Origin of the sequence: Kribbella soli, from assembly GCF_004331345.1 — a bacterium.
GTDB classification, from domain to species: domain Bacteria; phylum Actinomycetota; class Actinomycetes; order Propionibacteriales; family Kribbellaceae; genus Kribbella; species Kribbella soli.
In genome coordinates, this window is record NZ_SJJZ01000003.1 from 591,595 (window position 1) to 603,117 (window position 11,523).

Annotated in this window: 9 protein-coding genes; 1 reads left to right on the plus strand and 8 read right to left on the minus strand. The window is 69.0% G+C overall.

Annotated elements, in window-relative coordinates; translation table 11 throughout:
* Position 1: 1 nt before the first annotated feature.
* The 8 genes from murD to mraZ all read right to left on the minus strand — a co-directional run bounded on the left by murD (position 2) and on the right by mraZ (position 9,979).
* A complete protein-coding gene (gene murD / locus E0H45_RS25715) occupies positions 2–1,438 on the minus strand; it encodes a UDP-N-acetylmuramoyl-L-alanine--D-glutamate ligase (protein ID WP_131341972.1) in 1,437 nt (478 codons plus the stop codon).
* Positions 1,435–2,517 carry a phospho-N-acetylmuramoyl-pentapeptide-transferase gene (gene mraY / locus E0H45_RS25720; RefSeq protein WP_131341974.1) on the minus strand — a complete coding sequence of 361 codons (1,083 nt, stop codon included), beginning with the start codon at positions 2,515–2,517 and terminating at the stop codon, positions 1,435–1,437. The genes murD and mraY overlap by 4 nt, the downstream gene beginning before the upstream one ends.
* Positions 2,514–3,905 (minus strand): UDP-N-acetylmuramoyl-tripeptide--D-alanyl-D-alanine ligase, encoded by a 1,392-nt coding sequence (locus tag E0H45_RS25725; RefSeq protein WP_131341976.1) that lies wholly within the window; start codon positions 3,903–3,905, stop codon positions 2,514–2,516. The genes mraY and E0H45_RS25725 overlap by 4 nt, the downstream gene beginning before the upstream one ends.
* Entirely contained in the window at positions 3,902–5,428 is a 1,527-nt protein-coding gene (locus E0H45_RS25730) for a UDP-N-acetylmuramoyl-L-alanyl-D-glutamate--2,6-diaminopimelate ligase (RefSeq protein ID WP_131341978.1), read from the minus strand. The genes E0H45_RS25725 and E0H45_RS25730 overlap by 4 nt, the downstream gene beginning before the upstream one ends.
* Before the next feature lie 80 nt (positions 5,429–5,508).
* Positions 5,509–7,728, minus strand: a complete 2,220-nt coding sequence (locus tag E0H45_RS25735; protein ID WP_238155272.1) for a peptidoglycan D,D-transpeptidase FtsI family protein — start codon at positions 7,726–7,728, stop codon at positions 5,509–5,511.
* Between the two features lie 4 nt (positions 7,729–7,732).
* Positions 7,733–8,368: a cell division protein FtsL gene (ftsL, locus tag E0H45_RS25740; RefSeq protein ID WP_238155273.1), complete on the minus strand. Its 636-nt coding sequence runs from the start codon at positions 8,366–8,368 to the stop codon at positions 7,733–7,735.
* On the minus strand, positions 8,368–9,333 hold the full coding sequence (gene rsmH, locus E0H45_RS25745) for a 16S rRNA (cytosine(1402)-N(4))-methyltransferase RsmH (protein WP_131341980.1): 966 nt from the start codon (positions 9,331–9,333) through the stop codon (positions 8,368–8,370). The genes ftsL and rsmH overlap by 1 nt, the downstream gene beginning before the upstream one ends.
* 214 nt (positions 9,334–9,547) lie before the next feature.
* Positions 9,548–9,979: a division/cell wall cluster transcriptional repressor MraZ gene (gene mraZ, locus E0H45_RS25750; RefSeq protein ID WP_131341982.1), complete on the minus strand. Its 432-nt coding sequence runs from the start codon at positions 9,977–9,979 to the stop codon at positions 9,548–9,550.
* Positions 9,980–10,614: 635 nt separating this feature from the next.
* Between mraZ and E0H45_RS25755 the strand changes: the two genes are divergently transcribed.
* Positions 10,615–11,520 carry an AAA family ATPase gene (locus tag E0H45_RS25755; protein WP_420323348.1) on the plus strand — a complete coding sequence of 302 codons (906 nt, stop codon included), beginning with the start codon at positions 10,615–10,617 and terminating at the stop codon, positions 11,518–11,520.
* Positions 11,521–11,523: the final 3 nt, after the last annotated feature.

An 11,523-nucleotide genomic window follows, 5' to 3' on the forward strand; every position in this document is an offset into this window, starting at 1 on the left:
ATCAGTTGCTCAGGGAGCGAACTGCTTCGGCGAAGGCGTCGCCGCGGGCTCCGTAGTTGGCGAACATGTCCCAGGATGCGCAGCCAGGCGCGAGCAGCACGGTGTCACCCACCTGTGCGAGCTTCGCCGCCTCCCCCACCACGATCTCCATGGCTCCAGTGTCCGTTGACTCGACGACGATCCTCGGGACATCCGGTGCGTGTCGCTCCAGAGCTTCGGCGATCACGTCCTTGTCCTGTCCGAGCAGTACGACGGCGCGCAAACGCATGCGTGCCGCGATGACGAGTTCGTCGAACGTCGCGCCCTTGGCCTGACCGCCGGCGATCCACACCACATGCTCGTAAGCAAGCAACGACGCCTGTGCGGCATGCGGGTTGGTGGCCTTCGAGTCGTCGACATAGTTGACCCCGGCAACGTCTGCGACGCGCGCGATCCGGTGCTTGTCGGGCCGGAACCCGCGCAGCCCGTCGCGGATCGCGGTCGCCGGTACGCCGAACGCGCGGGCCAGCGCCGCGGCCGCCAACGCGTTCGCCACGTTGTGCGGCGCGGGCGGTGTGATGTCGGACAGACTCGCGAGCTCCAGCGCCGACGTGGCGCGCTGCTCCACGAACGCGCGGTCGACGAGCAGGTCGTCGACGAGACCGAGCATCGACAGGCCCGGTGTACCGAGGGTGAAACCGACCGCGCGGCAGCCCTCGATCACGTCGGCTTCCTCGACCAGGTGCTCGGTGGCCGGGTCGGCGACGTTGTACACGCACGCGACCTGGCAGTTCTCGTAGATCCGGCCCTTGTCCTGCGCGTACGCCTCGAGCGAACCGTGCCAGTCGACGTGGTCCGGCGCGATGTTCAGGACGGCGGCCGAGTGCGCCGACATCGAGTGCGTGAAGTGCAGCTGGTACGACGAGAGCTCGACCGCGATCACGTCGTACGGCTCGGGGTCCATCACGGCCTCGAGCAAAGGCAGGCCGACGTTGCCCGCGGCAACGGCCCGGTGGCCGGCCGCCTGCAGGATCGCGGTCAGCATCTGCACGGTCGTGGTCTTGCCGTTGGTGCCGGTGATGCACAGCCACGGCGCGGCGTTGGCCGGGTCACGCAGCCGCCAGGCCAGTTCGATCTCGCTCCAGATCGGCACGTCCCGCTCGGCGGCCTGCGCGAGCAGCGGCGCGTGCGGCGGTACGCCGGGTGACGTGACGACGACGTCGACGTCCTTCGGGAGTTCCGTCGTACTGCCCGGGCCGAGGGTGATCGTGGCGCCGAGGGTCTCGAGGATCTGCGCCTTCTCGCGGAGAGCCTCGGTGTCGCGGTCGTCGAGGACGACGAGGTGCTCGGCGCCGGCCTGGATCAGGGAGTCGGCGCAGGCGTAGCCCGCCGTACCGAAGCCGAGCACCACGAACCGCGTGGTCGCCCAGCCGTCGGACGTGCGTGTCTCGAGACTCATCCGGTCACCCATTCCGCGTAGAAGACCCCGAGTCCGATCACCACAAACAGCCCTTGGATGATCCAGAAGCGGATCACCACGTTCACCTGTTCCCAGCCGAGCATCTCGAAGTGGTGATGCAACGGCGCGATCAGGAACAATCGTTTGCCCACACCGGTCGCCTGTTTGGTGATCTTGAAGTAGCCGACCTGCAGGATGACCGACGCGGTGATGACGACGAACAGGCCGCCGAGCAGCAGCACCAGCAGCTCGGTCCGGGTCATCACGGCCATACCGGCCAGCGCCCCGCCGAGTCCCAGTGAACCGGTGTCTCCCATGAAGATCTTCGCCGGCGACGCGTTCCACCACAGGAACCCGAACAACGCGCCGGTCAGCGAGGCCGCGACCACCGCCAGATCGTGCGGATCCCGTACTTCGTAACACTTCGCGCCGACGCCCTGCGCGGTCGCGCAGCTCTGGTTGAACTGCCAGATGCAGATCAGCGTGTAGGCGCCGAACACCATCATCGACGCGCCGGTGGCCAGACCGTCCAGGCCGTCGGCGAGGTTCACGCCGTTCGACATGCCGGCGATCAGCAGCAGGATCCAGATGACCACCAGGATGACCGGCAGTTCGAGCCAGCCGATGTCGCGGATGAACGAGATGAACGGCGACGCCGGCCGCTGCCCGCGCTCGTCGGGGAACTGCAGTGCCAGCACCGCGAAGATCACCGCGACGATCGTCTGGCCGGCCAGTTTCGCCTTGCTGCGCAGGCCGAGGCTGCGTTGCCGGAAGATCTTGATGAAGTCGTCCAGGAAGCCGACCGCGCCCATGCCGGCGAACAGGAACAGCACCAGGATCGCCGAGGCGCTCGGCGGCGTCATCGTGAACAGCTTCGCCGCGAAGTACCCGACGATGGTCGCGGCGATGAACACCGTGCCGCCCATGGTCGGCGTACCGCGCTTGATCTGGTGCGACTTCACGCCGTCGTCGCGGATCTCCTGGCCGTAGCCGCGTTTGGCCAGCCACTTGATCGCGTACCGGGTGCCGAGCAGCGTCAGCACCATCGCGACGGCGCCGCCGAACAGGATCGAAATCACTGGGCGTCCTCCACCAGTGCGTCGGCGAGGCTGCGCAGTTTCGCCGCCTTCGAGGACTTCACCAGTACGACGTCACCCGCGCGGAGTTCTTCGCGGAGCAACTCCAGCGCCTCGGGGATGGTCCCGACGAACGCGGACTCGTTGCCCCACGAACCTTCCAGCGAGGCGCCGAGGTGGATCGGTTTCGCGCCCTCGCCGACCACGAGCAGCCGGTTCACGTCCAGCCGGACGACCAGCCGGCCGATCGCGTCGTGCTCGTCGGCCGAGGTGTCGCCGAGCTCGAGCATCTCGCCGAGCACCGCCCAGGTCCGCGCGCCACGCGACCGGCCGATGGCGGCCAGGGACTTCAGCGCCGCGCGGGTCGACTCCGGGTTCGCGTTGAACGCGTCGTTGATGATCGTCACGCCGTCCGGCCGCTCGGTCAGCTCCATCCGCGCCGCGGACACCCGCTGCGCGGCGTTCAGGCCGTCGGTGATCTGCTCCGGCGTCAGGCCGATCGCGACGCCGACCGCCGCGGCGGCCAGCGCGTTCGAGACGTAGTGCTCGCCGATGAACTGCAGCTGGACAGGCGCGCTGAAATCGCCGATCTGCAGCGTGAACGCGGGCTGTCCCTCGCCGTCGATCTTCACGTCCGTCGCTCGGACCTCGGCCTCCGGCGCCTCGCCGAACGTCAGCACCTGCTGCTGGGTCCGGCTGCGCATCGCGGCGACCCGGTGGTCGTCGGCGTTCAGGATCGCGGTGCCACCCGCCGCGACGGCCTCGATCAGCTCGCCCTTGGCCAGCGCGATGTTGTCCTGGGACCCGAGCTTGCCGATGTGCGAGGTGCCGACGTTCAGCACCAGGCCGATCTTCGGCGGCGTGATCCCGGCCAGGTACGTGATGTCGCCCAGGCTCCGCACACCCATCTCGGCGATCAGGTACTTCGTCGACGCGGTCGCCTGCAGCGCGGTCAGCGGGTGCCCGAGCTCGTTGTTGAACGAGCCTTCCGGCACCACGGTCTCGCCGTACGGGCTGATCAGCTGCCCGATCAGGTCCTTGGTGCTGGTCTTGCCGGACGAACCGGTCAGGGCGATCACAGTCAGGTCCGGCAGCTTGCCGATGACGTGGCGCGCCAGGTCGCCGAGGGCCCGCTGCGCGTCGTCGACGACGATGCACGGGCTCCCCTCGATCGGCCGGGTGGTAAGCGAGACGGTGACGCCGGCCGCGGTCGCCGTACCGACGAAGTCGTGACCGTCGACGCGTTCACCGGGTAGGGCGACGAACAGTCCACCCGGTCCCGCGGCCCGTGAATCGATCACCACCGCGCCGTCCACGGGCGCCGCGGGCTCGACGCCCACGAGCTCACCGCGGACGGCGTCGGCGATCTCGCCGCAACTGACAGGGATCACCGGTCTGCCTCCAACAGCTCACGCACAGTTTCGCGGTCGTCGAACGGGTGGATCACACCGCCGACGTCCTGGCCCGTCTCATGACCCTTCCCGAGGACGACGACGGTGTCGCCCGGGCCGGCCAGCTCGATCGCGGACGCGATCGCCTGCCGGCGGTCGCCGATCTCGTGCAGGTCGGCGCCCGGAACGGCCTCCCGGGCTCCCGCGAGCGCGGCGGCCCGGATCGCGGCCGGGTCCTCGCTGCGCGGGTTGTCGTCGGTGACGATCACGACGTCCGCGGCCTTGGCCGCCTCGGCGCCCATCGCGGGCCGCTTCCACGGGTCCCGGTCACCACCGCAGCCGACGACCGCGAACAGCCGGCCCTTGGTCGCAGTCCGCGCGGCCCTCAGCGCCAGCGAGACCGCGTCCGGCGTGTGCGCGTAGTCCACGATCACCGCCAACCCGTCCGCCCGGGTGAACGTCTCCATCCGCCCGGGTACGGCGGCGGTCCGCAATCCGGCCGCGATCGCCTCAGCGGGTACGCCGACCTGCCGCAGCATCGCCGTCGCGAGCAGCGCGTTGGCAACATTGAAGTCACCCGGCAGCGCAATCTCGACGGTCAACGTCTCGTTCGGGCCCTGGATATCGAGCACCGTCGTACCGTGCTCGGACCGGTGCCGGTTGGCGACCGTCCAGTCGGCGTCACCCTTCTCCGACACCGTGACCAGCGGTACGACGGTCTGCGCGGCGAGCCGGCGCCCGTACTCGTCGTCGATCGTCACCACCGCGACATCGCACCGCTCCGGGGTGAACAACGAGGCCTTCGCCTGGAAGTACTCCTCGAACGTCTTGTGGAAATCCAGATGGTCCTGCGTGAGGTTCAGGAACCCGGCGACCGCGAACCGCGCACCGTCGACACGGCCCATCGCCAGCGCGTGGCTGGACACCTCCATCGAGCACCACGCGACGGCCTGCTCCCGCATCACCGCGAACAGCGCCTGCAGGTCGGTGGCTTCCGGAGTGGTCCGGACGCTCTTCACGACCTCGTCGCCGATGCGGGTCTGAATGGTCCCGATGAGCGCCGTCGGACCGAGCTCCCGCAGTACGGAGTCCAGCAAGAAGCTGGTGGTGGTCTTCCCGTTGGTGCCGGTCACGCCGAGCAGCCGGAGTTCACTGGTCGGCTCGCCGTAGATCCGGGACGCAACCGCGCCGAGGACGCTCCGAGGCTGGTCCACGACCAGCACCGGGAGACCGGTCGCCGCAGCACGCTCCGCGCCGGCCGGGTCGGTCAGTACGGCGACGGCACCGGCCTGCTGGGCTTTCGCGACGAACTGCGCGCCGTGCGTGACCGCACCGGGCAGCGCGGCGTACAGGTCGCCGGGAAGGATGGAACGCGAGTCGAGGGAAACGCCGGTCACGGTCGCCGGCGACAGTGCCGGGACCGGAACATGCGCGACGCTCGCGAGGTCGGCGAGGCTGACCGGCACGACGTGCCGGGGCCTGATCGCTGCGACCGCGCCGCCTGCGGCGGTAGGGGTGGACACGGGCCCTGAGGCTACCGCTCCGGACCCCGTGACTCCTATCTGCCCCTGCGTCACCAGGCTGCGTTCGACCAGGCCGGGCTTCACCGCTTCGATGAGGTCCAGGTCAGCGGGATGTTCGGCTGTTGCGCCCCCGTCGGCGGGACGACGTACTTCTGCAGCGCGTAGCTCATCACATCGCGGAACACCGGTCCTCCTTGGAGACCACCACCCCGGGCACCCTGGGGATCGTGCAGTACGACGTACGTAACGAACCGTGGGTTGTCCGCAGGAGCGAATCCGGCGAAAGAAGTCGCCCAGGCGCCGTACTTGCCGGTCCCCGGAACAACCTGCTGCGCGGTACCGGTCTTGCCGGCCACCAGGTAGCCGTCGATCGCGGCCTGCGGCGCGGTGCCCTTCTTCGCGGTCACCGCCTCCATCATGGTCGCGACCTCCTTGGCGGCCTTCTCGCTGACCACCCGGCGGGGCGGCGCGGTCTGGTTCGGGACCGTGGCGCCGTTCGCGTCGACGTAGTTGCGGACCAGCTTCGGGGGCACGTAGACGCCGCCGTTCGCGACCGCGTTCACCGCGGCGGTCTCCTGGACGGCGTTCACCGACAGGCCCTGGCCGAACGCGACGTTCGACCGGGTCAGCTCGGGCCACTCGTCACCCGGAGTCAGCAGGCCCTTGGTCTCACCCGGGAAGTTCAGCCCGGTCGGCTCGCCGAAACCGAAGTCGTGCAGGTACTTCACGAACTGCGGGATCGGCATCTTCTGCGCGGCCATGATCGTGCCGACGTTCGACGACTTCGCGATCACCCCGGAGATGGTCAGGTTCATCGTGTCGTGCGACCAGTGGTCCTTGATGATCCGGCGCTGGACGTCGATGCTGCCCGGGACCTGGAGCTTGGTGTTCAGGTCGATGATCCCGGCGTCGGCGAGGGCGGCCATCGTGACCACCTTCTGCACCGAGCCGGGCTCGTAGCTGCGCTCCAGCGCCGGGTTGTTCAGGTCTGACGACTTGTACTTCTTGTTCGGGTCGAACGTCGGGTAGTTCGCCATCGCCATCAGCTCGCCGGACTTCACGTCCATCACGACCACCGTGCCGGAGCTGGCCTTGTACTGCTTCACCGCCGCCTCGATCCGCTTCTGCGCGACGTACTGCAGGTCGGTGTCCAGGGTCAGCTGGACGCCGAGACCGGGCTTCGGCTCCTGCACCGTGTGGTTCGCGTTCGGGATCTTGTTGCCCTTGGCATCGACCTCGTACATCGCCTGGCCGTCCTTGCCGGACAGCTTGTCGTTCAGGCCGTACTCGAGCCCGGACAAGCCCTTGCCGTCGGCCCCGGTCACGCCGACCACGGTCGCGGCGATGCTGCCGTTCGGGTGGCTGCGGATCGGGTCTTCCTCGGTGTAGAGGCCGGCCAGCATCGGGGCCTGCTGCTCCGTCGGCTTGCCCTTGTTCTGCTCGGCGATGGGCACGTTCGCGGCCTTGATCTCGGCCTGGATCGTGCTCCAGATCGTCGGGCTCACCTGGCGCGCGAGGTACGTGAAGCGGCCGGTGCCGGACATCGCGGCGACCAGCTTCGCGGTCGTCGTACCGGTCAGCTTCGGGGCCAGGATCGCAGCCAGCTGCTGCGCCACGGGCTTGGTCTGCTGCGGGTCCGCGGTGATCGCGACCGCGTCCTCGGTGACCGCCAGCTCGACCCCGTTGCGGTCCTCGATGGTGCCGCGGTTCGCGTGCAGCGTGTACTTGGCCGCGTTCTCCTTGGTCGCCGCCTGCGCGTAGCTGTCCGGGTCCACGCCCTGGAGCAGTACGAGACGCCCGGCGAACAGCGACAGGACGAACGCCATCACGCCGAACGTCATCCGCAACCGCAGCGCGGGACGACCGAGCCGCAGCATCCGCGGCGCCTTCTTCACCTTCCGCTTCTTGGGCCGCGGCGCCGGCCTGTTCTGCGGCGGCCGCTTCTTCCCAGCGCTCTTCTTCACCGGCCGCTTCGCCGCAACCTTCTTGACCGGCCGCTGCCCGGCCTTCTTTGCCGCAGCGGTCTTCTTCGCCGCAGGAGTCTGCTTGCGAGGAGCCGGCGGTCGTTTCGCGGCGGTCTTCTTCACCGGGCGTGGTGCAGCCGGCGCCTGCGCGCGTTCCTGCTCTTCGCGGGCTTTGCGGAGGAGGCGTTCGCGGGTGGACTCGGGGCGTTGCGGGGTGGTGCGGCCACTGTCCGTAGCGGATGGACGACGGGGCTGAGCCTTGCTGGGCGGGTTACCCCGGCCCGGTGCGGCACCACGCTTGCGTGGCGGCGGCTCGTTTCCCCGTCGGTCCGTCATCCGATCATCCCCGTGTGGTCGTGGCGGGCTTCTTCGTCGTGGCCAGCGGCTTGGTGGTGCCCGTCGGCGGCTTGGTCGTACTCGTGGGCGGCTTCGTGGTGGGCTTGACTGTCCCGGCCGACGGCTTCACCGGCGTCACCGGCTTGACCGGTGTCACGGGCTTGACCGGTGTCACGGGCTTCACCGGCTTGGTGGTCGCCTTGCCGGTGGGCGTGCCCGGGCCGAACATCGCCGTACCGGCCCCGGCCTTACCCTCAGCCGGAACGCCGAGCACCCGGCCGTCGGACAGCCGCAGGAACACCGGGTTCGGATTCGGCACCATGCCGAGCCGCAGCGCGCGGTCGGACAGGTTCTGCGGCGACTCCAGCGTCCGGACCTGCTTCTCCAGCTGTTCCTGCTGGTCCCGCAACTGGTCGGCCTGCGAACTCAGCTTGGTGATGTTGAACGTGCCGCTCTGCAGCTCCGTATTCAGCAGCAACAGACCGACGAGCCCGGCGGCCAGCAGCGACACCACGAAGATGACGAACGGCATCCGGGGCGGCCGGAACGGCGCGCCGTACACCACTCGCAGCCGCGGCTGCGTCTTCTTCGCCGGGACCGGCGTCACCCGCGCTTTCTGCGGGCTGAAGACAGTACTCATCAGGCGACCAGTCCCCTCTCCCGGATCCGCTCGGCCGCCCGTACGCGAGCTGAGGCGGCACGCGGGTTCACCGCGACCTCCTCCTCGGTCGGCCGTTCGGCGCCCCGGGTCAGTAGCTTCAGATACGGTTCGTGCCCGGCCGGGATCACCGGCAGGTCGTCCGGTACGTCGGACTTGGTGCCCGGCGCGAGCGACTGCTTGGTGATCCGGTCCTCGAGCGAGTGGTAACTCATCACCACGATCCGGCCGTGCAGCGCCAGCGCGTCGAGAGCGGCGGGCAGCGCACGACGCAGTACGTCGAGCTCGCCGTTCACCTCGATCCGCAAGGCCTGGAAGGTCCGCTTCGCCGGGTGTCCCCCGGTCCGGCGGGCCGCCTGCGGGATCGCGTTGCGCACCAGCTCGGACAGGCGCGCGCTGTTGGTGAACGGCTCGGTCTCCCGCTCGCGGACGATCCGGTCCGCGATCCGGCGGGCGAACTTCTCCTCGCCGTACTGGAACAGGATCCGGGCCAGCTCGGCCGAGCTGTAGGTGTTCAGGATGTCGGCCGCCGTGGTCGGGCCGGTCGAGTCCATCCGCATGTCCAGCGGCGCGTCCTGCGCGTACGCGAATCCGCGGTCGGCCTCGTCCAGCTGCATCGACGAGACGCCCAGGTCGAACAGGATGCCGTCGATGGCCGGTACGTCGAGGTCCTCGAGCACCCGCGGCAACTCGTCGTACACCGCATGCACGAGGGTGATCCGCTCCGCGTACTGCGCGAGCCGGTCGCCGGCCAGCCGTAGCGCGGCGGGGTCCCGGTCGAGACCGATCAGCCGGACCTCGGGGAACTGCCGCAGGAATGCCTCGGAATGACCGCCGAGGCCGAGAGTGGCGTCGACGACGACGGCACCAGGACGCGCGAGCGCCGGCGCCAGCAGCGCGACCACGCGCTCCAGCATCACCGGCACATGCCGCTCCGCAGCGTCCATCTCGACCCTTCCCGTCGCCGCGGGAGCGACCCTGCCCCCGCAGGTCTTGTGTGGTGCGTAGACAGCACCGTCCGGTCAGATCGCGGGTACGTCTCCCGGGGAAGTACCTGATGGCCTTGGCGCCGGGGAAGTGGCGTCAACACCCCAGGTCGGGAGTCGGACCCGTGATCTCACCGGACGGTCGGTGTGTCCTCGCACTCTGTTCAGCTGTGTTCTAGAAGATGCCGGGCAGTACTTCCTCGGACAGGTCGGCGAATGCCTGCTCCTGCTCCTGCGAGTACCGGTTCCAGTTCTCCGTGTTCCAGATCTCCACCCGGTTCATCGCCCCGATGACGACGCAGTCGCGATCCAGTGACGCGTAGTCGCGCAGCATCGGTGGGATGGTGACCCGGCCCTGCTTGTCCGGCATCTCGTTGGAGGCGCCGGCGAACAACATCCGTAGGTAGTCCCGCGCACCCTTGTTGGTGATCGGAGCCTGCTTCAACTGCTCGGTCAGCTGGACGAACTCACGCTCCGGCCACACGGACAGCGATCGCTCCTGTCCACGCGTGATCACCAGACCGTCGGCCAGCTCGTCCCGGAACTTCGCCGGCAGGAACAGCCGTCCCTTGTCGTCGAGCTTGGGGAAGTGAGTTCCGAGGAACACGCTCCACCTCCCCGTTGCGGACTCTCCGACTCAGGCGGGTGTTTCCACCACTTCAGTTCCACTGCGCTCCACCTTACTCCACTTTCCACCACCGTCAACCAACTTCCGCCCCATTCCGCCCCCGCGCCGCCTGAATCCACGCTCAGCACCCGCGTGTCGCTGCCGCCTCAACCTCCGGCGCGCGGGCCGGATCCGGGTGGTGTGCTGAGCGGCGTGGAGCGTGGTGGAGGGCGCCGGTGGAGCGATGTGGAGGACGGTGTGGAGGAAAGTGGAGGAAGCGGTGGAGGAGAGTGCAGGACGGCCGGATCCGGCGATCGGTGAACTATTCGGTGGCCCGAACCGTGAACCAGTCAGATGTTCGTGGCGTCGTACGCCCCGCACGCGGCTTTTGCCGCCCGTACGCTGGGAGGAGCTAGTTTTCCGACCCGCCGTGAGGGCGTGTGCCGATGAACACCGAAACGCCAGGTAACGAAACTCCCGCGGCTCTAGGCCCGACCCCTACAGCGGGTGAGAATGTGTCGGCAGTCAACGAATGGGGAGGACACCGAGTGAGCACCACCGCGACCAGCTCGCCGCTGGCAGGAGCCGGGGACTTCGACGAGCTGTCCGAGGTGGCGGGCCGTGTCCGCCGCGCCATGGAGCAGGTGATCGAGGGCAAACCCGACGTCGTCGAGGTCGCCATCACGGTCCTGCTGGCCGAGGGGCACCTGCTGATCGAGGACGTGCCGGGCGTCGGCAAGACGATGCTGGCCAAGGCGCTGGCGAAGTCGATCGACTGCACCGTGCGCCGGATCCAGTTCACGCCGGACCTGCTGCCGTCGGACATCACCGGCGTCTCGGTCTTCAACCAGGAGATCCGCGACTTCGAGTTCAAGCCCGGCGCGGTGTTCGCGAACATCGTCGTCGGCGACGAGATCAACCGTGCCTCGCCGAAGACCCAGGCCGCGCTGCTGGAGTCCATGGAGGAGCGCCAGGTCACCGTCGACACCACGACGTACCACCTCGAGTCGCCGTTCATGGTCATCGCGACCCAGAACCCAATCGAGATGGAAGGCACGTACCCGCTGCCCGAGGCGCAGCGCGACCGCTTCATGGCCCGCGTCTCCATGGGCTACCCGGAGCCGGCCGCCGAGCTGCGGATGCTGGACGGGCACGCGGCCGACAACCCGCTGGCGAACCTCCAGCCGGTCACCGACGGCCAGCAGATCCTCCGGCTGGTGAAGACGGTGCAGTCGGTGCACGTGTCCGAGTCGGTGAAGGAGTACGCCGTTGCGCTGGTCGGCGCGACCCGCCGCTCGCAGGAGCTGCGGCTGGGCGCCAGCCCGCGGTCGACGTTGCACCTGATCCGGGCGGCCCGTGCGGCCGCCGCTCTCGATGCACGGGAGTTCGTGCTGCCGGACGACATCCAGGAGCTCGCGGTACCGGTGCTCGCGCACCGTGTGCTGCCTGCGGCCGAAGCGCATCTCGGTGGGCGCGGCGCGGCCGACATCATCTCCGGGCTGGTGGCGAGCGTGCCGCTCCCCCGCACCCGCCGGGACTGAGAC

Bases quoted from the DNA above. Each gene is read 5' to 3' on its own strand.
- ftsL (WP_238155273.1), bottom strand. From the start codon at position 8,368: ATGAGTACTGTCTTCAGCCCGCAGAAAGCGCGGGTGACGCCGGTCCCG.
- E0H45_RS25735 (WP_238155272.1), bottom strand. From the start codon at position 7,728: ATGACGGACCGACGGGGAAACGAGCCGCCGCCACGCAAGCGTGGTGCC.
- rsmH (WP_131341980.1), bottom strand. From the start codon at position 9,333: ATGGACGCTGCGGAGCGGCATGTGCCGGTGATGCTGGAGCGCGTGGTC.
- E0H45_RS25755 (WP_420323348.1), top strand. From the start codon at position 10,615: ATGGAGCAGGTGATCGAGGGCAAACCCGACGTCGTCGAGGTCGCCATC.
- murD (WP_131341972.1), bottom strand. From the start codon at position 1,438: ATGAGTCTCGAGACACGCACGTCCGACGGCTGGGCGACCACGCGGTTC.